A 22079-nucleotide genomic window follows, 5' to 3' on the forward strand; every position below is an offset into this window, starting at 1 on the left:
GTCGGTGTCGTGGCCCGGGGCGACGAGGGTGGCCGTGCTCATCGGGTGAAACGCAGCCAGCGGACGTTGACGAACTCCTCGGGTTGGCCACTGGCGAACGTGAGGTAGACGTCGTGCACCCCGGTCACCGGGGCGAGGTTCCCCGGCACGGTCACCCAGTTCTGCCAGCCTCCGGTGCCGGCCACCGCGATGCTGCCCACCGGCGGCAGGCCGGGGGCGTCGAGGCGTACCTCGATCAGGCCGGAGACGCCCTGCGGCGCGCCGGAGGCCACCCGCACCTGGAACTGGGTCGCCGGCTCGCGGCCGAAGTCGACTCCCCGGTACCCGGCCCAGTCGCCGTGGGCGAGGAAGCCCAGGTGCTCGCCGCCCTCGCTGGAGGGTTCGGTCCGTACGCCCTGCTGCCGGTCGAAGCCGGCGGCCGGGATCTCCTGGCCCACGCCCCGGGCGGCGACGACAGCCGCCGGCCCCTCCACGACGACCGGTCCCTCGACGACCACCGGGCGCTCGGCCTCGGGTGCCGGCTGTCCGGCCGCGCCCCCGCCGAACGGGGTCAGCGTGATGGTCATCTCCCGGGGCGCGGTGTCCTGGATGTAGGAGGCGTCGTCGGCGACGTCGTCGAACGGGAAGCCGTACGCGCGCCCGTCGGCGCTGTGCCGGTGCAGCACCCGGGAGTAGTGGTTGGTCACCGGATGCTGGTAGTAGGCGTCCCGGCTGGTGGTGGGCTGGTCCGGCTGGTCGAGCACCGACCGGTTGAACCCGGCCCCGAGGACCGCCGCCACCGGCCCGGAGCGCCCGTCGTTGGGTGCGGCGAGCGCCCCGTCGCAGTGGAACACGTTGAGCGTGGAGGGCCGGTCGAAGGCGCGTACCCCGCCGTCGAAGGTGAACCGCCCGTCGACCACCCGGCCCCGGACGGTGCCGGTCGGTCCGTGGACCCGCAGCTCGGTACGGCTGTACCGGTCCCAGGTCTCGGCGATGTAACCGTCGTAGTACGCCGGGTCGAAGCGGCCCGTCTCGATGCCCTTGCCCGGCGCGATGACGCGCAGCCCGTCGCCGAGCACCAGCCGTTCGAAGCCGGGCTGACGGGACAGCTCGGCGAAGATCGCGTCCCGCCCGCCGTCGACGAGCTTGCCGGTGGCCTGCTCCACGTCGCCGAGCAACCGGATCGACAGCGGAATGCTGAACATGTCCACCGTGGTGGTGTTGCAGAACATGCCGGAGGCGTTGTAGGTGAACTCACAACAGTCGTGCAGCACACCGAAGCTCGGGTCGTCGGCCACCCAGCCGACCGGGTACTGCAACGCCGGGCGGCCGTTGCCGTCGGTGACCACGGTGAACCGCAGCTCGCCGTCGATGGCGAAGTAGATCCGGCCCGACATCATCGGCAGGACGAACCGGGTCACCCCGGAGTCGGCCAGCCGGACGCCGATGTCGGCGACGCCGTCCGGGCCGTTGTGCGCCGGGTCGGCCGGGGTGAACCGTCCGCTCTCCCGGACGTAGCCCATCGCCCCGGTCTCCGGGTCGGTGCCGACGACGTACATCCGGATCGCCGGGTTGGCGAACCGGCCCGTGCTGTTCACCACGTTCAGTGGCAGACCGCCCGAGGCCCGTGCCCGCGAGATCAACGGGGCCGCCACCAACGGCACACCGACCACGGCGGCGCCGGCGAAACCCATCCCGAGTACCCTGCGGCGAGAAAGCATCCCAAGCTCCGATCAACGACACGGCCATCGCCGCCGTTGCCCGGTGTGACTCCGGCCCGGCCCGGCGGTAGCCACGTTGACGGCCCACTACGCCCCTCGGTTCAATGTCGACCGGACCAAAATCATCCGATCCGATTCGAGCCCGGTGAACCAAGGACATCGCGCATCCGTCACGACAGCGATGTCGCCACGCCGGAAGGGACACCTCCCGTGAAATCCGATCACCCCTCCGTACTCGCCCGACTGGGGTCGATCCCCCGTCGTACCGCAGCCTTCGCCGTCGCCGGACTCGCCGTGCTGTCCATGGTGGTGGCCGCTGTCGGCTGGGGCGCGGCCGAGGCCCGCGACGACGACCTGACCGGTCGGCCCGTCTCCCAGGAGCACCTGACGACCATCCAGGCCGCCGCCCGCTCGTGTCCGACGCTCACCCCGGCCCGGCTGGCCGGTCAGCTGATGGCCGAGTCGGGTCTGGACGGTCGGGCCGACCGGACCGCCTCCGGCGGGCAGGGCATCGCCGGTCTCGACGCCGCCGCGTGGAAGGCGTGGGCACCGTGGCCCGGGGCGGAACGCTCCGACCCCGCCGCCAACATCCTCGCCCTGGCCCACCTGATGTGCGACCTCAGCGGCCAGGTCCGGCTGGCGGACGTCCCGGGTGACACCTGGCGGCTCTCGCTGGCCGCGTTCCACACCGGCCTCGACGAGGTACGCGACGCCAAGGGGGTGCCCACCGACGCGGTGAAGTACGTCGACCAGGCCAGCGGGTACGCCGCCTACTACGCCAAGCTGACCGCGTTCGGCGGTTCCGGCCAGCCCCGCCCCAGTTCCGGCGTCCAGCAGCCCAAGGCGGTGCCCGGCAACTACACGGCACTCGTCGTGCGGGCCGGTTCGGTCTGCCCCGAGGTGACGCCGCCGCTGGTCGCGGCGCAGATGATGGCGCTGTCCGGGTTCGACGCCAACCTGCTCGGCCCGGAAGGACAGCGGGGCGTCGCGCAGTTCCGATCCGAGGTGTGGCAGGCGTACGGCCCCGCCGACGCCTCGGCCTGGGACCCGCAGGCGGCGATCCCGGCGGCCGGCACCGCCCTGTGCGCCCTGCACAAGGAGCTGTCCGGGCTGGAGGGCGACCCGTCGCTGCTGGCGCTGGCCGCGTACCGCAACGGCCCGGCCGCCGTCCGCCAGTCCGGCGGTGACCTGGACGCCGGGACGCAGGCGTACCTGCGGACCGTGCGGGAGCACACCGACTACTACACCCTCGACAACCGGCTGCGGCCGGCACCGCCGTCGGCGTCGCCGTCGCCCAGCCCGACCGGGACGCCCCCCGCGTCGCCGTCGCCCAGCCCGAAGGGCAGCTCGGACGCCCCGCCGCCGCCCGCGAGCCCGTCGGCCAAGCCGGCGGCGGCACCGACCCGACCGGCCGGCACCAAGCAGCTCGTGGGCAAGGAGACCGGGCTGTGCGTCACCGCCGGGACCAGCGACGGGGTACGGGCGGTGCTGAACAAGTGCCGGGAGGAGCGGTCTCAGTGGTGGGACTTCCGCTCCGACGGCAGTGTCCGGGCCAACGGGCTCTGCCTCGACGTGGCCTGGGGTGAGAAGAAGGACGGCACCCCCGTGCAGGTCGCCGTGTGCAGCGGCAACCCCGCCCAGAAGTGGGAGTGGATCGAGTACAACGGCCGCACCTCCCTGTTCAACCGGGAGACCGACCGCTGCCTGGACGTCGACGGGCACGGCGTCGGCGCGCCGATGATGTCCTGGATCTGCGTGTTCAACCCGAAGCAGACCTTCACCCGGCGGTAGCCGACCCGGCCGGCGGGCTCCGGTGGGCCATCATGGTCCGCCGGAGCCCGCCGCCTGTGGGCCGCCGTAGCCGGGCGCTGGCGTCAGCGGCCCGGCCCGGCGTCAGCGGCCGGGCCGTTGTTCCGGGCCTCAGCCGGCGAACCGGCGGCGGCGCAGGCGCAGGCCGAAGACCACACCGACGCCGCAGAGCAGCGCGACACCGAGGATGACGGCGAGCGCCGCGCCGTTGTTGCCCTGCTGCTGGCTGGCCACCTGGTTACGGTCGTCCACCGCCACCGACACCGAGGCGGCCGGGTTGATCATGCCGGAGCCGTACCTGGCGTCGGGGGCCGTGCCGATCGCGTCGGCGGTGCTGCGGATGCGCTCCTTGACCTGGGCGGCGGTCAGGTCGGGCTGGGCCGCCCGGATCAACGCCGCCTGCCCGGCGACGAACGCGACGGCGAACTCGGTGCCGGTGTTGCTGACCGCCTTGCCGCCGCCCACGCCGAGGCTCGCCACGTCCACCCCGGGCGCGACCACCTCCACCCCGCCCTCCACGTACTGCTCGGCGAGCTGGTCGCCGGCACCGACGCCACCGGTGAACAGCAGCGCCCCGCCCCCGGACCGGCCGGCCGGGGACGGCGGCGTCACCGCCTTGGTCGGCGCACCGGCCACCAGCAGGACGTCGTGGTCGAGGGCGGTGGCCACGGACGACGCCACCGCCGGGTCACCGAGGTCGACGTGCGAGCCGACCGCGACGACCGACGCGCCGGCGCTGACCGCCACCTCGATGGCGTTCGCCGCGTCGGCTGCCCGCGCGGCACCCGAACCGCGCACCACCCGTACCGGCAGGATGGTGGCGTCCGGCGCGATGCCCACCGGGCTGCCGTCGACGCTGCTGTCACCGGCGATGATGCCCGCCATCGCGGTGCCGCTGCCCAGGCAGTCGGTGTCCCCCCGCCCGTTGCCGACGGTCACGTCCGCGCCGACCGCCACCCGGCCGCTGAGCTGCTGCACGCTCGCGTCGACCCCGGTGTCGACCACCGCCACCTTGACCCCGTTGCCACGGGTCAGGGTCCAGGCGCTGTCGGCGGCCATCCGCAGCTGCGCCCAGTCCGACCGGCTGCTCGACCCGGTGGTGGCGGTGCACTTCGGACCGGTCGCGCCCGGTCGGGGGCTGCCGCCCGTCCGGGTCGGGCTCGGAGTCGGGCTCGGGCTGACGGCCCTGGGCGTGGGGTCGGCCCCGCCGGAGGGCCGGGCACTCGGGGTGGGTCGCTTGCCGGTCGGGAGCTGGCCGTACTTCACCCCCTCGCCGGCCGCGTCCCAGGGCAACACCAACTGCCAGCCGGCCTTCAGGCTGCCCGGGTCGGTCAGCCGGGACCCGTCGGGCTGCACCCGGCCGGTGTTGAGGTGGTAGATCTCCGCGGACCGTTCGCCGCTGCCGAGGAACCGCCGGGCGATCGCCGTGAGGCTCTCCGGCTGGCCCTGGTACTGCGCCGCGACCACGTAGTACTTCACGTACGGCTGTGGATCGTTGGCGGCCCTCGCCGCAGCCGGCCCGGTCGGCGTCATCAGCACGCAACCGGCCATCACCACCGCGAGCAGGCGGGCAAGGATCGAGCGCTTCGCCAGCACTGGGTGTCCCCCTTCAGTCACCATGGCCGAGCGTCACCGGCCTTCACCGTCTATTGCGGATGAGCGGCCGGTCCGTTCAAATCAATCTGAACCAGATTTCCATGATCCTCGTCATGAGGTCAGCCGAGGGTACCGGCCGCCGATGACGGGAACATCTCCTCGGGCCGTCCCCCGGTGGGGACGGGTGACCGGCAGGCGGACGTCCACCGGCGACGGTGGCGACGAACGACGGCCGGACGATCAGGTGCCGGTGGAGACGAAGGTGGGGCGGCGGTGAACGGGCTCGGGCGCACGGCGGAGCCGGTGGGCGGCAACGGCTTGGACCGGGTGCCGGCCACCCGCCGGTTCGACGTGCGCCGGCACCGCCGCATCGCCGGCCTGTACGACCTCTGGCTGGCCTCCGGTCCCGGCGGGCGGCTGGTGGTGCCCACCGCCCCCGGCCGGCCGCTCGACGCGCGGGCCGTCGCCACCCTGGTCCGGCACGGCGCGGACGCGGCACAGGACGTCCGGATCCTCGCCGACGACGGGGCCCGGCACCTCGACCTGTTCACCGAGGTGGCCGGGCTGCTCGGGCACGACGTGCTGGTCAGCCCGGACGGCTCGGACATCAGGCACGCCGTCGACCGGTCGACCACCGGGCCCGCCCGGCCGGCCGCCGACAGCGGGCCACTGGACGCGGTGCCACTGGACCGGGTGACCCGCCAGCCGATGGACTGGCTCGTGCTCCAGCCGCCGGACCTCGCCACCTCGCTGCCCGGCTGGTTCGCGGTGGGCGACGGGCTGGTCCGTCCCCGTACCGGGGTGGTGGGCCTGCCGCTGCCGGACGGCCTCGCCCTGGCCACCCGGGCCGACTTCGTGACCAGGCGGGCCACCGCGCACCGGCTCGGCGCGTCGACCGGGGTGGTCACCGTCGCCGTCACCGCCCGCTCCGGCGGTTTCCTGGTCGGCACCTACAGCGGCACCCAGGACGTGCACAGCGGCGGGCAGCTCGCCGCGCTCCTCGGCGACCTGCCGCTCTACGGCGCCGACCTGCGGCTCTGGTTGACCTGGCCGTCCGACGCCGACGAGCAGGCCCGGCTCGTCGCGGAGGTGGTCGAGCTGGCCGAGACGACCGGGGCCACCGTCTGGACCCCACCTGCGGGCGGCCGGGCCGAGCTGATCGACGACCGGCGTGACCTGCGGGCGTTCGACCCGACGGGCGCGGTCGCCAGGTGGCAGGCACACCGACCGAGGTACGCCGACGGCCCGTCGACCCTGGACGCGACCCCCGAGGGGCTGCTGGTGTCCCGGCTGGTCCGGGAACGGATCGTGGTCGCCTCACCCGCCACCGGGGGCGTCGACGCCGAAGCGGCCGACGGCCACCGGGCACCGGCGCGCGCCGACGACCCGGCCCCCGGACCGGACGGCACCGACGCGTCCCTTCCGACCGACCCGGCCGACCCGGCGTCCCGTACGCCGGTCGACGACGCCGGGGCGGCTGAACAGCCGGCCACGCCCCTCCCCCGGCCCGCCCTGGTCACCGAGAGCCGCCGCGCGGCCGACTACGGTCCACCCTGGTTGCGGCGCGGCCAGCAGGTCAACGCCGCGACGTTCGAGGCGTACGTCCTCGTCGAGGGTGACCCGGCGCGGGCGGTCAGCGACGGGGTGCCCGGCGTCGAGTTGTTCGTGGCCGCGTTCCTCGACCCCCGGTCCGCCCCCGCCGGCAGCGACCTGCTGCGGGTGCGGATCTCCCCCGGCGGCGCGATCCCGATGGCGGTCCTGCGGGCCCACGTGCCGGCACGGTTCAAGTACGTCCTGGGCAGCCCCGACACCTACCTGCTGCCGGCCGCCCGGCTGGACCGGGTCCGGCTGGTGGGCGGATTCCGCTCGGACGGGTTCAGCCGCCTGCTGCCCACCATGGACGCCGACGGCGAACCCCTGCGGATCCGGCCGGCACCCACCAACCGGTCGGTCGCCGGGTTGCCGAACGACGTCCGCCGCTGGCCCGGCTTCGGCACCCGGCAGGCGTACGCGCTGCTGCCGGCCCGGTCCCGGGGGCTGCCCCGGGGCTGGCTGCCGCTCTACCAGCAGCGGCCGGTGGCCCGGCCGGGCCGGTTGTTGGTGGAGGTCCGGGTGCCGGCGGGACGCACCGTCGACGTCGGGGCCACGCACACCATGCTGGCCGGGTTGACCCTGGTCGGGAGCAGGGTGGACCGGCTGCACCGGGCGGGGGTCGACCTGGTCCTCGGCAGCCGCTCGTACGACCGGATCGTGGTGCAGCGCGCCTACCGGGCGCAGGCGGGCGGCTGGCAGCGGATCGGGGAGGTCACCCCGGGGCCGCTGCCGTCCGCCGCCGCCGGCCTTCAGTCCGCCGTACCGGCCCGGGTGGTGGACCCGCCGTCGACCGTGGACACCTGAACCGACCACCGGCCGGCCGGCACCGGTCCGATCACCACCGGCACGCACCGCCCGCCGGTGTCCGTGGCGAGTCGCCGTGCCCCGGCCAGTTCCGCACCGGCCAGGCCGGGGGTGAACACCACGTACGGCGCGGGCGGCTCGGCGTCGGGGGCGGTCGCCGTCGGCAGCCCCGACAGGGTGCGGCACCCCTCCGGGGCCTGCCCGCCGAGCACGTCGCCCACCGTGGCCACGCCGATCCCGCCGGCCCGCAGCCGCCCGGCGAACAGGGCGGCCGTGCGCCGGCAGTCGTCGGTGTCGCCGACCAGGGTGAGCACGTCGGGTGCCCGCCCCAGGTCGACGTGTAACCGCCACGGTCCCCGGTGGCCCAGCACCAGGGGCAGGGTCGCCGGGGGCGCGGCCTCGTCCGGGCCGAGCCAGGCGTACGCGGGCGCACCCCGGCCCGCCGCGACCCCGACCAGCCGGACCCGGATCGGCCCGAGTTCGGTCTCCAGCTCGGTGCTCAGGTACGGGACCTCGTTGCCGGTCGGCACCGCCGGGCGTGGCAGCTCCGCCCCGGCCGGCACGTCGGCGGGCCCGACGGAGGCCACCGCAGCCGGTGCGACGGCGGCACCGGTCGGCGGTGGCGTCGGGGCCGGCGGCGGTGGGACGCCCACCGTCACGCCGACCGGCGGCGGGACGGCCGGGCGGTCGACCGTCGTCGGTCGGGGTGGTGCCGACTGTGGTGCCCGGGGCGGCCAGACCGGCTTCCCGGGCAGCCCGCCCACCGTCGCCGGGGGGCCCGCCGCCTCCGGTACCGCCACGGCGGTTCCCGGTCCCGGCAGTGCCGCCGGAGCCGGCGCTACGGTCGGTTCCGGCGCTACGGTCGGCTCCGGCACCGCGGCCGGTCCCGGCGCTACGGTCGGCTCCGGCACCGCGGCCGGTCCCGGCACTACGGTCGGCCCCGGCACCGCGGCCGGTCCCGGCAGGGAGACCGGCTCCGGCGGGACTGTCGGTTCCGGCCGGACCGACGCCTGTGGGCTCGCGGTGCCCGGCAGTGGTTCCGGTGCGGCTGCCGGGGACGACGCCGGCAGGGCGGTGGGCCCGGTGACAGTGGGCCGGGCGGCGGTGGGCCGGGCGGCGGTGGGCCGGGCGGCGGTGGGCGGTGCCGGCAGGACCACCGACGGCGGCGGAGGCAGCATCGGCGGGGTGACCGCCGGTGGGGCCGGTCGTCGGGCCGGTGCCATGACCGGCCTGGTGAGCGGCGGGGGCGACGGCGGCGACGGCGGCGCGGACGGTGCGGGCGTCGGTCGGGTGACCGGAGGCCGGCCGGTGCCCACCTCGTCGGCCACCGGCCCGGCGGCGAGTTCGGCGGGGGTCGGGGTGTGGTGCCGCTGCGGCGGCCACGGCCCGTCGTCCTCCAGCACCAGTCGGCGGGGCCCGCTTCGACGCAGCAGCAGCACTGCCACGGCGGCGAAGAAGACCGCCAGCAGCCCGGCGCCGACCCGGATCAGTAGCGGGTCCAACCCGCCGCCGGCCTGCGGGGGGTCGGGGGGCCGGGCGACCGCCCTGGTGCTCGCGACGACGGTCCCGGCCGGACGGGAGGGCGCTGCGGACGACGGGGCCACCGTACGCGGGGTCGAGGCGGGGCGGGTCGAGGCGCGTGGGCTGGGGCTGGCCGGGGCCGGTGACCGTGGGCCCAGTTGCGGCAGCCGGCCGATCCGTACCCCCTGGCCCTGCGCGTCCCTGGGCAGCACGAGCCGCCAGCCGGGATGCAGGACCACCCCGTCGGTGAACGTCTCGCCGTCGGGCTGGACCCGGCCGACGTTGAGTTCGACGATCTCCCGGAACCGGTTGCCGTTACCGAGGGTGCGCAGCGCGATGGCGTAGAGGTACTCCCGTTGCCCGTCCACGGGTGGCCCGACCACGTAGTACCGACCGGTTTCGGCCGGCACCGCATGGACCGGCCGCACCGCACCCAGCGGCTGCGCCACGCCCGCCGCCTGCGTCGGCTGTGCCGCCACGAGCAGCGCGATCCCGGCCAGCAGCACCGTGACAAAGGCCCGCCGCATCCCCACCATCGCTTTCCACACCCTTGGTCCCACCGACATCCTCCCGTCCCGGCCCCCTTATACGAACCGGGGTGCCGACGGTTCAACGCGAGCCGGATCGTCCTGCCCGGCGGGCGGCGGTGCGTACGGGTGCCGTCGGGTCCGGCTGGCGGCATGCCGCCCGCGCGCACCGCGCCCGACGGTCATGCCAGGATGTGGCGATGTCGTACCCCCCTCAGCCGTCGTACCCGTCCGCGCCCGGCCCAGCGCCGTTGACCGCCTACCCGCAGCCGATCCCCCCGCCGCCGGGGCACGCGGTGCTGGCCGTCTCGGTCAACCGGGGCCCGTACCTGGTGCCCGTCCCGTCCACCAGCCGGTTCAAGGTCGACGGACGGGTGGTGCCGATCCCCGGCGAGGGGACCTGGTACGTGGCCGTGCCGGCCGGCGCGCACGACATCCGCTACACGGACTTCATGGGCATCCCGATCGTCACCACCGCGCTCACCGTGCAGCCCGCGATGGTGTACCCGCTGTCGTTCCGCTTCGGCGGTTGGCGCAACCGGGTCCACGACGGGCAGGGCACCGACGTGACGAAGTTCGGCATGTGGTCGAACTACAGCATCCTGCTCGTCACGCTGGCCGTGCTGGGGGTGCTCTGCTGCGGGGGCTTCGGCCTGCTCAGCACGCTCTCGACCTCCCCCTGAGCCGGTCCGGGGCCGGTCGGTCCCCCGGGGCGGGGTGGTCACCGGCCGCAGGCGGGGTCGCGGCCCGGTCCCGGGTGCGTTGGATCAGCACCACGCTGACCAGCACCAGCAGGGCGGTGCCGAGGGTGGCTGGCGCGACGTGCTCGCCGAGCAGCAGGGCCGACCAGAGCAGGGTGAGCACCGGCTGTCCGAGTTGGAGCTGGCCGACCCGGGCGACGCCGCCCCGGGCCAGACCCGCGTACCAGGCGAAGAAGCCCAGGAACATGGAGACCACGGTCAGGTAGCCGAACGCCGTCCAGGTGCCGGTGTCCGCCCGGGGTGGGTGGGCCACGGCGGCGACGAGGGTCGCGGCACCGGTGACCGGCAGTGCGTAGAGCAGCGCCCAACAGATCGTCCGGGCGCCGCCCAGTTGGCGGGCGAGCGCGCCGCCCTCGGCGTACCCCAGGCCGCAGAGCAGGACCGCGACGAGCAGGAACAGGTCCGACGGGGCCGGTGCACCGTGCACCGCGCCACCGACGGCCAGGAAGGCCAGCACCGCCACCAGGCCGACGCCGCTGGCCAGCCAGAACGCCGGCGGGGGCCGTTCGCCGCTGCGCAGCACCGCGAAAACAGCGGTCACGGCCGGTAGCACGGTGATCACCACCGCGCCGTGCGCGGCGGTCCGTTCGGTCAACGCCAGCGAGGTGAACAGCGGGAACCCGACCACCACGCCGAGGGCGACGACCGCCAACCGCCGCCGCTGCACGGGGGTGGGTCGTGGCCCGCCGGTGCCGCCCAGATAGGCCCCGGCCAGCAGGGCCGCGCCGACGGCCCGGCCGAAGGCCACGAACCACGGGTCGAGCTGCTGCACCGCGACCCGGGTGGCCGGCAGCGACATGCTGAAGGCGAACACGCCCAGCGCCCCCAGCGCGAGACCGGTCAACCGGTCCACTGTTACCGTGCGGGACGCAGTAGCACTACCATGCTCTCTCATGAATAACGATAACGCAGCCGATCGCGTTATCCACGATCTGCGTCGGGCGGCGGCTGCCGCCGCGCCGGGCGACCGGCTACCGTCGGTGCGGGAGCTGACCGCCCGGCACCACGCCTCGCCGGTGACCGTCGCCGCAGCCGTCCGGCACCTGGTGGCCGAAGGGCTGATCGAGGCGCGCGCCGGCCGAGGCACCTTCGTGGCCGCCGTCGCGCCCCCGCAGCGGCCCGCCGCCGACGTTTCCTGGCAGACCGTGGCGCTCGGCCCCCGCCGACCCGGCGAGGACGAGATGCAGGCGCTGCTGGCGCTGCCGCCGGCCGGGGCGATCCCGCTCTCCGGCGGCTACCTCGACGCCGATCTCCAACCCGACGCCGCGCTCGGTGCCGCGCTGACCCGCGCCGCGCGGCAGCCCGCGTCCTGGCAGCGCGGCCCGACGTCGGGCCGGGCGGATCTGCGCGCCTGGTTCGCCCGGGATGCCGGGGGCGGGCTGCGCGCCGAGGACATGGTGATCTGCTCGGGCGGGCAGGCGGCGCTGTCGTCGACGCTGCGGGCACTCGCCGCGCCCGGCGACACACTGCTGGTGGAGTCCCCGACCTACCTGGGCGCGCTGGCCGCCGCGCGGGCCGCCGGGCTGCGGGTGGTGCCGGTGCCCGCCGACCCCGACGGGGTACGCCCCGACCAGCTCGCCGGCGCGTTCGCCCGGACCGGCGCCCGGTTGTTCTACTGTCAACCGTTGTACGCCAACCCGCACGGTGCGACGCTCGCCCCGCACCGCCGGGCCCTCGTGGCCGACGCGGTACGCGACGCCGGAGCGTTCCTGATCGAGGACGACTACGCCCGTGACCTCACCATCGACGGGTCGGCCCCACCGCCGCTGGCCGCCGACGACCCCGACGGGCACGTCGTCTACCTGCGGTCGCTGACCAAGTCCGCCGCCCCCGGATTGCGGGTCGCGGCGATCGGCGCACGGGGTCCGGCTGGCCACCGGCTGCGGGCGGCGCGGCTGCTCGACGACCTCTTCGTCGCCGGGCCGCTGCAACAGGCCACGATGGAGTTCGTCACCGCGCCGGCCTGGAAGCGGCACCGGCGGGCCCTGCGTTCCGCGCTGCACGCCCGCCGCGAGGCGTTGCTGGGCGCGCTCCGCCGGCACCTGCCCGCCCTCGCCGGGCAGCCGGTCCCGCGCGGCGGGCTGCACCTGTGGGTCCGGCTGCCGGAGGGCACCGACGACGTCGCGGTCGCCGCCGCCGCAGCCGCCGCCGGGGTCGTCGTCTTCCCCGGCCGTCCCTGGTACGCCGCCGAGCCCCCGGCCCCGCACCTGCGCCTGAGCTACGCCTGCGCCCCGCCCGAGGTGATGGACGAGGCCGTCCGGCGGCTCGCCCGGGTCCTGCCGGCCGCCCGCCCCGGACGCCGGGACGCCGACGTCACCGCAGCCGGCGGGCGGTGAACCGGGCCGGCGGGTCGGCGATGGCGTCCTGGGCGGCGACCAGCTGGATCTCCCGGGTGCCGGCCACGAGGGTCCGCTCCAGCACGGTGAAGACCGAGGCGATGGTGCGTTCCAGCGCGAGCGCCGGTGAGCCCGTCGTCCGCAGGTGGGCCAGGTAGAGCGCGGCGGTGACGTCGCCACCGCCGTTCGGGTTGATCGGCAGCAGCGGTGTGGTCACCGCCCAGGCGCCCTCGTCCGAGACGGCCACCACCTCCAGCGAGCCGGCCGGCACGTCGTCGTGCAGCACGCTGGTCACCAGGACGTCCCGGGGCCCGGTGGCGCGGACCACGTCGACGGCGTCCAGCACGGCAGTCAGCGAGGTGGTCGTCCGGCCGGCGAGGAAGTCCAGTTCGAAGTGGTTCGGGGTGATGATGTCGGCGCGCGGGACCACGACGTCGCGCAGATACTCCGGGATGCCGGGCCGGACGAACATCCCCCGGCCGGTGTCGCCCATCACCGGGTCGCAGCAGTAGACCGCGTCCGGGTTGGCCGCCCGGACCCGGTCGACCGCGGCGAGGATGACCGCGCCCATCGCCGGGTCGCCCTGGTAGCCCGACAGCACCGCGTCGGCGGTGCCGAGCACCCCCCGGTCGGCGATGCCCTCGATCACCTCGGCCACGTCGGCCGGGGCCAGCAACGGCCCGCGCCACGCGCCGTAGCCGGTGTGGTTGGAGAAGTGCACGGTGAGCACCGGCCAGACCTCGTGCCCGAGGCGCTGGAGGGGGAACACGGCCGCCGAGTTGCCGACGTGGCCGTAGGCGACGGAGGACTGGATGGACAGGATCTTCACCGGATCATCATGGCTGTTCCCCCTGACAGCCCGGGTACGGGCCCACCGATTCACCCCCACTGCCGGGTCGGGATTCACCCCACTGCCGGGCCGGAAGGCGCGGTTGCGGCCGGTCCCGCGCGGCGCACGCGGGGTCGGCCGCAACCGCGCTCAGGTCAGGTCGAGGGTGTACTGCGCGGTGTGTACCTTCCCGTCGACCTGGAAGTCGAAGAACGCCCGGTAGCGGCCCGCGCTCGGCGCGGTCAGCCAGAACCGCACCGTCCCGTCCACCAGTTCCTGGTCGGGGTGGACGTGCACATAGCCGAGGTCGCCCTCGCGTACCACCACCAGGTGCCCGTACGCCCCCAGGTAGCGCTCCAGGCGGGCCGGGTCGACGCCGTCTAGCCGGAAGGACAGCGGCACGGTCACCCCCACCGTGGGGCTGCCGCCCATCGTCACCGTGAACGGCCCGGCCGTCGACTGCGAGGCGGCCGGCGGCAGCGGGACCGGGGCGTGCGCGCCGGGCACCTGGTGGTCGACCCCCAGCACCAGCGGGACCGTGGTGCCGTCGACGCCGGTCACGGAGAAGTCGGCATAGATCCGGTAGCCACCGGGCCGGGTCAGCGTCAGCGGGACGCTCCAGGTGCCGTCCGAGGTCATGGTCGGGTGCAGGTGCTGGTATCCGCTCAGGTCCCGCCCCACCACGACCAGGTGCAGCGGCTTGTCGTGGACGACCGCGAACCGGGTCGCCGGTTTGCCGTCCGCGCCGACGATGCGGAACCGGTAGTCGGCGCGGACGCCGGCCGGTTGGGTCCGGGTCGTCGGCTGCACGGTGTAGCCACCGGCGTTGACCGACAGCCCGGTCACCTGCGCCTGGGCACCACCGGCGTCGCCGGGATGGGTGTGCGCCCCGGTGCCGGGCCCGTGCTGGTGCCCGTCCCCGGCCGAAAGCGCCGCACCGGTGGCCGGCGGGGCGGCGGTGGTGCCGTCGGCGGGTCGCGCGCCCGAGCCGATCCGGCCGAGCCCGAAGCCCGCCAGCAGGGCCACCACCAGCCCTCCGACCAGCAACGCGAGACCCGTGTTGCCCAGTCGACCCCCGGCATTCGGCGCGGCAGCGGCGGATGCCGTCTCGTCGGCGGCGGACGTCTCGGCGGATGCCGTCTCGGCGGCGGCGGGTGCCGTCTCGGCGGCCCCGGAGGTCGCTTCGGCGGACCCCGCCCTGGCCGTGACCGTCCCCGCCGCCGTGGCCGGAGCCGCCCCGGCGGGGAGTCGTCTCGCCTTGCCGGAGGCCGGGGCAGCCTTACCCGAGGCCGGGGCAGCCTGGGCCGCAGCCGGGACCGCCTGGGCCGAGGCCGCGCCGGTCCTGGCGGGGGTCGTCACCGGGGCGGTGACCACTGCACGTCGGGCGGCGGCGGGACGGGCCGTCTTCCTGCCACCGCCCGTCGTCCCACCACCCGTCGTCTTCGACCGGTTGACCCGGCTGCCGCCCCCCGACCGGGCGGCAGTCCGCCCGGGGCGGGGCCGACCGGCGGGCCGGGTGGCGGGCACCGCACGACGCCGCCACGCCGCGAAGCCGACGGCCGCCGCGACCAGCGCCGCCCCGCCGGCCCAGGCCAGCCATCCGAGGCCGTCCCCGTCGTCGGGGGCGGCGGCCGCCGGGGCGGCCGACGCGGCGGCGGTCACCGGTGCGGTCGGCACCGCGGACGTTGCCTGGCCGGGGGCGTGTCCTGAGGTGGCGTGCTGTTCGGCGGCGGCCACCAGCGCCGGGTCCGGCTGGTCGACCGGGGGCTGCCAGCCGGCTGGCGCGGCGGTCGGGCGTCCGGTGTAGCGGAAGGTCATGGTGCCCCGGACCGGCTCGCCGTCGGAGGCCACCGACAGGTAGCTGACCGCGTACTGGCCGGCCGCCGGCAGGTGGGCCAGGGTCACCACCGCCGGGTAGCCGGTGCTGTACTCCTTCGGCTCGAACGTGCCGTTGACCAGCAGGTACTCCCGGACCGGCTTGTCCAGGGGACGGGGGGCGCCCTGCCGCCAACCGTCGTCGACCCGGCCGCCGCCGGGCCCGGTGACGGTGAAGTACGCGTTCGCCGCGACCTGCTCGGTGAAGTACAGCTCCACCGTCGTCAGCGGCTCGGCCACCGTGGCGTTGGCCGCCGGGGTGGACATCGCCAGCGTGCCGTGCGCCTCTGCCGCAGTGGTGGGTAGCAGGACCACCGCCACCGCGAACACGAGGGCGAGCAGGCCGGCGAGGGTACGCCCGGCGGGTCCGGTGGCTGGAGCGGGACAGCGCATCGGATCATCCTCACGAAGAGCGGACTTCAATCAATAGTTCACTAACTTTTTACGCAGATAGCAAAAGTTTTGGCTATGGCGTCCCAAGCTGAGGTCAAGATGATCAAAACTCGGTCACGGCTGTGCACCACGTGCCCGGCCGGTCACGGTGGGCCTGCCGTCCCGATCCCGGTACGGATGATCCGCCGACGCCTCCCGTCCGTACCAGTGGGCGGGGGTGACGCCGGGTATGACGTACGCTCACCCGGGACCTACTACACCCCGTCGTTACCGTTGCCGGACGACGACGGGGGCAGGCAGGCGGCAGAACCGGACACGGAGGTGGCAGGTGGGCGACGACGACGCGGAGGTCACCGCGTGGGCGCTGGCCGCCGGTCGGGGTGACCGGGAGGCCGCGGCCCGCTTCATTCGGGCGACCCAGCAGCACGTACGACGGTTCGTCGCGCACCTGATCAGCCCGGCCGAGGCCGACGACCTCACCCAGGAGACCTACCTGCGGGCGATGCGGTCGCTACCGTCGTTCGCCGCCCGTTCGTCGGCCCGCACGTGGCTGCTCGGCATCGCCCGCCGGACCGCCGTCGACCACGTCCGGGCCGCCACGTCGCGTCCGCGTACGGTGCCGCTGTCCGAGTGGCACGACACGCCGGACACCCGGGGCAGCGGCTTCGACGGCGAGGTGGTCCTCAACGACCTGCTGCTGGCCCTGCCCGCCGACCGGCGGGAGGCGTTCGTCGCCACCCAGGTCCTCGGCCTGTCCTACGCCGAGGCGGCCGAGGTGTGCGGCTGCCCGGTCGGCACCATCCGGTCCCGGGTCGCCCGGGCCCGCGAGGATCTCGTCGCGGCGGTCGAGGGGAATCCCCAGGCGATCCGCCGCCGGCCGGGAAGCGCCGCCGGCTGACCGCCGACCCCGGGCCGCGACCTGGCCCGGGAGAGGTTACGGGAACCATCACGCCCTGCCGGCCGACTACCTGTACATGGGGTGTGAGCAGTGGCGGGAGATCCTGTCGGCACAGTTGGACGGCGAGGAGACCCCGGCCGAGCGGATGGCGGCGGACGCGCACCTGGACGGGTGCGCGGACTGCCGGATCTGGTGTGACCAGGCCGCGACGGTGGCCCGACGGTCCCGCCTGACGCTCTCCACCGCCGACCGCTGCGACCCGGCCGTCGGCACACCCCGTCGGCTACGGTCGACGACCGCCACCCCGGCAGGGCCGGCACCGGTGGGCACTGCGGCCCGTCCGGATCTCGCCGACGTCGTGCTGGCCGCGCTCCCCGCCCGCCGCCGGCTGCGGGACCGGCTCGTGCCGGGCCTGCGCGCCGGGCTGGCCCTCATCGGCGCCCTGCAACTGGTGCTGGGGCTGACCCAGGTCGGCCGGGGCCCGGCCGCCGGGCACGCCCACGGGGCGCTCGACACGCTGGCGTCCGGGCATTTGTGGCACGAGTCGGCCGCGTGGAACATCGCTGTCGGCGCGGGTTTCCTCGTCGTGGCCGCCCGACGCACCCCGACCGGGGGGCTGCTGCCGATGTTGAGCGCCTTCGTCGGCGCGCTCGTGCTGCTCTCGGCCAACGACCTGGTCACCGGCCGGGTGGAGCCGACCCGGCTGGTCAGTCACGGGTTCCTGCTCACCGGTTATCTGATCGTGGTCGCGCTGTCCCGGCCCCGGCTGCGGCCGGACGGCCCGGCGGGACGCGGCCGGGGTGACCGGCCCGCCTGGCGGCTGCGCGCGGACGACGTACCCACCGCCACCCCGACGTTGCGCCTGTTGCCGCCGCACCCGGGCACGGCGCGGACCCGCGACCGGTCGGCCGCCTGACCCGGACGCCGCCCGGCCGGCACGGCACCGCCTCCGCAACCCGGCGACGTCAACCGGTCCGCCAGCGGGACGGCCGGCACGGCGGTCGGGTCACCCGGGAGAGGACAATCCCGACCGGCCGGAACTATCGGCGACAGGTGACCGACCAACGGGACAGAGCATCGGCACAACGGAGGAAGAACCCATGCGTCCCACCGGTCCACTCGGCACGAATCGACGCGCGTCAGTCGTCTTCGCCGCCACCACCACCGCCGCCCTGCTGGCCGTGGGCACCGCCGGCTGCGGCCCGGCCGACCCGGCGTCGGGCCCCCGGCCGGGCGCCTCGGCCCCGGCGAGCACCCCCGCCGGGGTGATCGGCATCCGGGACCCGTGGGTGAAGGCGGCCGACAAGGGCATGACGGCGGCCTTCGGGACGCTTGTCAACGACAGCGACGCCGACGTCACGCTCACCGGGGCCAGCACCACCGTGTCGGCGCTGGAACTGCACGAGATGACCATGCAGGACGGCAAGATGATCATGCGGCAGAAGCAGGGCGGCATCGTGATCAGGGCGAAGGGCACCCACGTGTTGGAGCCCGGCGGCGACCACCTGATGCTGATCGACCTCCGCCAGCCGGTGCGGGCCGGCGACGAGGTCACCGTGACCCTCACCTTCGCCGACGGCCGGACCCAGCAGTTCACCGCCGTGGCAAAGCCGTTCACCGGGGCGCAGGAGAGCTACGCCCCCGGCCACGGCGCTCCCGTGCCGCAGCCGAGCGGACAGCCGGCCATGAGCGGACAGCCGACGACCGGACCGACGTCGTGACCGGACACCCGGGGGTCCGTGCGGTGGGCCGGCGTGGCCTGCTCGCCGGCGGGGCACTGGCGGCGGGGGGCGCGCTGGCCGGCGGCGCGGTGGTCGTCGCCGGGCGGGACGGCCCGAGCGACGGGCCGGGCGTGCCGCAACCGAGTCCGGTGGCGGCCGTCGGCAGCCTGGTCGAGCCGTTTCACGGGCCCCGGCAGGCGGGCGTGGCCACCGAGCCGCAGGCCCACGCCGCGTTCGTCGCGTTCACCCTGCGACCGGGAACCGACCGGGCGGCGCTGGGCCGGCTGCTGCGGCTGCTCAGCGATGACGCCGCCCGGCTCACCCAGGGCCGGCCGGCGTTGGCCGACACCGAGGCCGAACTCGGGCTGCTGCCGGCGCGGCTGACCGTGACCTTCGGTTTCGGTCCCGGCCTCTATCGGGCAGCGGGCGTCGACGACAGGCGGCCGGCGTCGGTGGCCGACCTGCCGGCGTTGCGGATCGACCGGCTCCGACCGGCCTGGTCCGGTGGGGACCTGCTGGTGCAGATCTGCGCCGACGACGCGGTCACCGTCGCGCACGCCCAGCGGGTGCTGGTCAAGGACAGCCGGCCCTTCGCCACCGTCGCATGGGTGCAGCAGGGCTTCCGGCGCAGCCCCGGCGTCGAGCCCGCCGGGCACACCCAACGTAACCTGTTCGGCCAGCTCGACGGCACCGCCAACCCCCGCCCCGGCGTCGCGTTGGACACCGCCGTCTGGGTGCCCGACGGTCCGGACTGGCTGCGCGACAGCACCACCCTGGTAATCCGCCGGATCAGCATGAACCTGGAGACCTGGGACCTGCTCGGCCGTACCGACCGGGAACTCGCCGTCGGCCGTCGGCTCGACACCGGCGCCCCGCTCACCGGCACCGGCGAGCACGACGAGCCCGACTTCGCCGCGGTCGGCGACGACGGGCTCACCGTCATCCCCGACTTCTCCCATCTCACCCGGGCCCGGGTCACCGACGACCGGTTGAAGATCCTGCGCCGCCCGTACAACTACGACGGTGTGCCCTCCCCTCAGGGGCACGCCGACAGTGGCCTGATCTTCGCCTCGTACCAGGCCGACGTCACCGCCCAGTTCCTGCCCATCCAACGTCGACTCGCCGACCGGGACCTGCTCAACGAGTGGACCACCCCGATCGGCTCCGCCGTATTCGCCGTCCCACCCGGTTGCCCGCCCGACGGGTGGATCGGCCAGCAGGTCCTCGGGTGAACCGGCCCATGACGACCAGGTCACCGTCCCGCCGGGCCGCCGGGCCGCCCCGCCGAGTCACCGGCCGGTTCGTCGCCGCGCTGCTGGCCGGCGTGCTGAGCCTGTTCGTCGCCGCCCCGCCGGCCCGGGCGCACAACGGCCTGCGGTCCGCCTCGCCGGCCCGGGACGCGACGCTGACCCACGCGCCCACCGCGATCACGCTGGAGTTCCTGGCCCGGCTCGACCCGACATTCACCACCATCGTGCTGACCGACGGGACGAAGCGACGTGTCCCTACCGGCGATCCGGTGGTCTCCGGCACGACGGGAGCCGTCCGGGTGACCGGTCCCCTGCCCAACGGGACGTACACCGTGGCGTACCGGGTGGTCTCCGCCGACGGGCACCCGGTGCAGGGGTCGTACCCGTTCACCGTGGCCGACCCGGCCGGTCCGGCCGCGCCGTCCCCCGGTCCGCCCACCGCGTCCCCCGACCCGCCGACCGCTGCGGCCGTCGCGGTGGGGCGCGGCGGCGGGCGGTCCACCGTCGTCGGTGCCGCCGGCAGCGCGGTAGTCGTCCTGCTGGCCGCAGCAGCCCTGCTGCGTCGGCGACGCCGGTCGCGGCGCCCCTGAAGCCACCCGCCGCCGCTGGGCCGCAGGCGGTCGCGGTCGGCAGACCCGTGCCGGCAGACGGTCGTCCCTTGTGGACCCGTGACGCCGCCGGCCCGTCCGGACATGTGCCGGGAACCGCGGGGACGTCCGCTGCGACTACCTCACCAGGCGGGGCCGATCGCAGGGAATCGGCTGACCCGCAGGCACGGGGCGACCATCGAATACATCCAACACATTCGATCGGATGGATATGTCTGTCACTGAGTTGTCCGACCCGCCGAGGCCGGAACCCGCCCCACCCGCCCGGCCGGCCCGGGGTGGCTCCCCGTTCGGCGCGCTGCTGCTGCGGCTGCACTTCTACGCCGGCATCCTGGTCGCGCCGTTCCTGGTGGTCGCCGCGTTGACCGGGCTCGCCTACACGGTGGCCCCGCAGGTGGACGCGGCGCTCTACGGCGAGGTGTTGACCGTGACGCAGGTGGGTGAGCGCCCGGTGCCGGTGGCCGACCAGGTCGGGGCGGCCCGCAACGCCCATCCGGAGGGCAGCGTCAGCGCGGTGCAGCCCGGCACCGGCGACCGGACCACGAGGGTGGTGTTCACGGTGCCGGAGCTGGCGGACAAGCAGCACACCGTGTACGTCGACCCGTACACCGGCCGGGTGCAGGGGCAGCTCACCACCTGGTTCGGGTCCACACCGGCCACCACCTGGCTGGACGACCTGCACCGCAACCTGCACCTGGGCGCGGTCGGCCGGCACTACTCGGAGCTCGCCGCGAGCTGGCTGTGGGTGCTCGCGCTCGGCGGGGTGGTGCTGTGGTGGCGTCGCCGCCGCGCCTCCCGGTCCACCGCGCGGCACCTGCTCGTACCGGACCTGACCGCCGCCCGCGGGGTGCGCCGGACCCGCAGCTGGCACGCCACCACCGGGATCTGGCTCACCGTCGGCCTGCTGTTCCTCGCGGCCACCGGGTTGACCTGGTCCCGGTACGCCGGGGCGAACTTCGGCGCCGGTCTCGACGCCCTCGACGCCCGCGCCCCGCAACTCTCCACCGCCCTCGCCGCCGGACCGGCTCCGGCCGACCCCGGTGGCGGCCACCACGGTGCCGCCGGGGCCGGCGGGGTGGTCGAGTCGGCCGCCTTCGACCGGGTGCTGACCGCCGCCCGGACGGCCGGGCTGGCCGGCCCGGTCGAGATCGCCCCCGGCGAGCCGGGCTCGGCCTGGACGGTCACCCAGGTCGACAACACCTGGCCGGTGGCCAAGGACCGGGTCGCCGTCGACCCCACGACGGGGACGGTCACCGCCCGCAGCGACTTCGCCGACTGGCCGCTGCTGGCCCAGCTCAGTGGACTCGGCATCCAGGCCCACATGGGGGTGCTCCTCGGCCCGGTCAACCAGATCCTGCTCGCCGCGCTGGCCCTCGGGCTGCTCTGCGTCGTCGTCTGGGGCTACCGGATGTGGTGGCAGCGCCGGCCCACCCGGGCGGACCGCCGGGCCCGCACCGGCACTCCGCCACCCCGGGGTGGTGTGCGGGGCCTGCCGTGGTGGGCGGTGCCCGTCGGCGTACCGGTGGTGGCGGCGATCGGCTGGGCCTTGCCCCTGCTCGGGCTGAGCCTGCTCGCCTTCCTCGTCGTCGACGTCGCCCTGGGCGTGGCGGCCCGACGTCGCCGCGACGCCGCCCCGCACCGGCCGGCGGATGACGTGCCGCCCCCGGCCGGCACGTCACATTCCCCGGGCGACGATTGACCGGTCGGGGGTCGCGCCGTTACGGTCGACCCACTATCTGCGGCGTCGCGAGGTAAGCCGGTGGGAATCCGGCGCGGTCGCGCCACTGTGAGCGGTTCCGTCGTCGACGGGTCCGTGAGCCAGGACGCTCGGTCGTCCGCAGCCTTGCGATGGGGACGC

At 75.4% G+C, this 22079-nt stretch carries 16 protein-coding genes and 1 riboswitch; of the genes, 10 read left to right on the forward strand and 6 right to left on the reverse strand.

The genetic code is table 11. The annotated features are described in order from the left end of the window. Positions 1-38: 38 nt before the first annotated feature. Complete coding sequence (locus ACN267_RS10280; RefSeq protein WP_204960206.1) at positions 39-1673, reverse strand: beta-1,3-glucanase family protein; 1635 nt, start codon at positions 1671-1673, stop codon at positions 39-41. 237 nt (positions 1674-1910) lie between these two features. Here ACN267_RS10280 and ACN267_RS10285 point away from each other — a divergent pair, with 237 nt between their 5' ends. Beyond that, a complete protein-coding gene (locus ACN267_RS10285; RefSeq protein WP_307821371.1) occupies positions 1911-3491 on the forward strand; it encodes a ricin-type beta-trefoil lectin domain protein in 1581 nt (526 codons plus the stop codon). Positions 3492-3620: 129 nt separating this feature from the next. On the opposite strand, the gene ACN267_RS10290 is transcribed toward ACN267_RS10285, so the two are convergent. After that, positions 3621-5105, reverse strand: a complete 1485-nt coding sequence (locus ACN267_RS10290; RefSeq protein ID WP_204960207.1) for a S8 family serine peptidase — start codon at positions 5103-5105, stop codon at positions 3621-3623. Positions 5106-5378: 273 nt separating this feature from the next. On the opposite strand from ACN267_RS10290, the gene ACN267_RS10295 reads away from it, so the two are divergent. Beyond that, positions 5379-7502: a hypothetical protein gene (locus tag ACN267_RS10295; protein WP_421488505.1), complete on the forward strand. Its 2124-nt coding sequence runs from the start codon at positions 5379-5381 to the stop codon at positions 7500-7502. On the opposite strand, the gene ACN267_RS10300 is transcribed toward ACN267_RS10295, so the two are convergent. Next, positions 7448-9559, reverse strand: a complete 2112-nt coding sequence (locus ACN267_RS10300; protein ID WP_421488506.1) for a hypothetical protein — start codon at positions 9557-9559, stop codon at positions 7448-7450. The two genes, ACN267_RS10295 and ACN267_RS10300, sit on opposite strands and share 55 nt — an antisense overlap. 191 nt (positions 9560-9750) lie before the next feature. On the opposite strand from ACN267_RS10300, the gene ACN267_RS10305 reads away from it, so the two are divergent. After that, a complete protein-coding gene (locus ACN267_RS10305; RefSeq protein WP_204960210.1) occupies positions 9751-10233 on the forward strand; it encodes a hypothetical protein in 483 nt (160 codons plus the stop codon). Here the strand turns inward: ACN267_RS10305 and ACN267_RS10310 are convergent. Then, the gene (locus tag ACN267_RS10310) at positions 10208-11164 is read right to left on the reverse strand and encodes a DMT family transporter (protein WP_421488507.1); all 957 of its coding nucleotides are present in this window, start codon (positions 11162-11164) and stop codon (positions 10208-10210) included. The two genes, ACN267_RS10305 and ACN267_RS10310, sit on opposite strands and share 26 nt — an antisense overlap. Positions 11165-11204: 40 nt before the next feature. On the opposite strand from ACN267_RS10310, the gene ACN267_RS10315 reads away from it, so the two are divergent. Then, on the forward strand, positions 11205-12647 hold the full coding sequence (locus ACN267_RS10315; protein ID WP_204960212.1) for a PLP-dependent aminotransferase family protein: 1443 nt from the start codon (positions 11205-11207) through the stop codon (positions 12645-12647). On the opposite strand, the gene pdxY is transcribed toward ACN267_RS10315, so the two are convergent. Together pdxY and ACN267_RS10325 are read right to left on the reverse strand one after the other, a co-directional pair. Further along, positions 12625-13476, reverse strand: a complete 852-nt coding sequence (gene pdxY, locus ACN267_RS10320; RefSeq protein ID WP_204960213.1) for a pyridoxal kinase PdxY — start codon at positions 13474-13476, stop codon at positions 12625-12627. The two genes, ACN267_RS10315 and pdxY, sit on opposite strands and share 23 nt — an antisense overlap. A 150-nt stretch (positions 13477-13626) precedes the next feature. Continuing rightward, entirely contained in the window at positions 13627-15744 is a 2118-nt protein-coding gene (locus tag ACN267_RS10325) for a copper resistance CopC family protein (RefSeq protein WP_421488508.1), read from the reverse strand. 328 nt (positions 15745-16072) lie between these two features. Between ACN267_RS10325 and ACN267_RS10330 the strand changes: the two genes are divergently transcribed. From ACN267_RS10330 to ACN267_RS10355, 6 genes are all read left to right on the forward strand, one after another. After that, positions 16073-16642, forward strand: coding sequence for a sigma-70 family RNA polymerase sigma factor (locus ACN267_RS10330; RefSeq protein WP_281898015.1), 570 nt, complete (start codon positions 16073-16075; stop codon positions 16640-16642). A gap of 76 nt (positions 16643-16718) precedes the next feature. Continuing rightward, a complete protein-coding gene (locus ACN267_RS10335; protein ID WP_204960216.1) occupies positions 16719-17558 on the forward strand; it encodes a zf-HC2 domain-containing protein in 840 nt (279 codons plus the stop codon). Positions 17559-17742: 184 nt separating this feature from the next. After that, positions 17743-18363, forward strand: a complete 621-nt coding sequence (locus tag ACN267_RS10340) for a copper chaperone PCu(A)C (RefSeq protein WP_421488509.1) — start codon at positions 17743-17745, stop codon at positions 18361-18363. A 23-nt stretch (positions 18364-18386) separates the two neighbouring features. Further along, entirely contained in the window at positions 18387-19595 is a 1209-nt protein-coding gene (locus ACN267_RS10345; RefSeq protein ID WP_281903075.1) for a Dyp-type peroxidase, read from the forward strand. Positions 19596-19603: 8 nt separating this feature from the next. Further along, positions 19604-20203 (forward strand): copper resistance CopC family protein, encoded by a 600-nt coding sequence (locus ACN267_RS10350; protein ID WP_421488510.1) that lies wholly within the window; start codon positions 19604-19606, stop codon positions 20201-20203. A 223-nt stretch (positions 20204-20426) separates the two neighbouring features. Then, positions 20427-21920 carry a PepSY-associated TM helix domain-containing protein gene (locus tag ACN267_RS10355; RefSeq protein WP_421488511.1) on the forward strand — a complete coding sequence of 498 codons (1494 nt, stop codon included), beginning with the start codon at positions 20427-20429 and terminating at the stop codon, positions 21918-21920. 9 nt (positions 21921-21929) lie between these two features. Continuing rightward, a riboswitch (cobalamin riboswitch) is annotated at positions 21930-22071 on the forward strand. Positions 22072-22079: the final 8 nt, after the last annotated feature.

It is taken from the genome of Micromonospora sp. WMMD734, assembly GCF_049178975.1.
GTDB classification, from domain to species: domain Bacteria; phylum Actinomycetota; class Actinomycetes; order Mycobacteriales; family Micromonosporaceae; genus Micromonospora; species Micromonospora wenchangensis.

Bases quoted from the DNA above. Each gene is read 5' to 3' on its own strand.
- ACN267_RS10325 (WP_421488508.1), bottom strand. From the start codon at position 15,744: ATGCGCTGTCCCGCTCCAGCCACCGGACCCGCCGGGCGTACCCTCGCC.
- ACN267_RS10350 (WP_421488510.1), top strand. From the start codon at position 19,604: ATGACGACCAGGTCACCGTCCCGCCGGGCCGCCGGGCCGCCCCGCCGA.
- ACN267_RS10280 (WP_204960206.1), bottom strand. From the start codon at position 1,673: ATGGGTTTCGCCGGCGCCGCCGTGGTCGGTGTGCCGTTGGTGGCGGCC.
- ACN267_RS10300 (WP_421488506.1), bottom strand. From the start codon at position 9,559: ATGGTGGGGATGCGGCGGGCCTTTGTCACGGTGCTGCTGGCCGGGATC.
- ACN267_RS10335 (WP_204960216.1), top strand. From the start codon at position 16,719: ATGGGGTGTGAGCAGTGGCGGGAGATCCTGTCGGCACAGTTGGACGGC.
- ACN267_RS10305 (WP_204960210.1), top strand. From the start codon at position 9,751: ATGTCGTACCCCCCTCAGCCGTCGTACCCGTCCGCGCCCGGCCCAGCG.
- ACN267_RS10315 (WP_204960212.1), top strand. From the start codon at position 11,205: ATGAATAACGATAACGCAGCCGATCGCGTTATCCACGATCTGCGTCGG.
- ACN267_RS10340 (WP_421488509.1), top strand. From the start codon at position 17,743: ATGCGTCCCACCGGTCCACTCGGCACGAATCGACGCGCGTCAGTCGTC.
- ACN267_RS10355 (WP_421488511.1), top strand. From the start codon at position 20,427: ATGGATATGTCTGTCACTGAGTTGTCCGACCCGCCGAGGCCGGAACCC.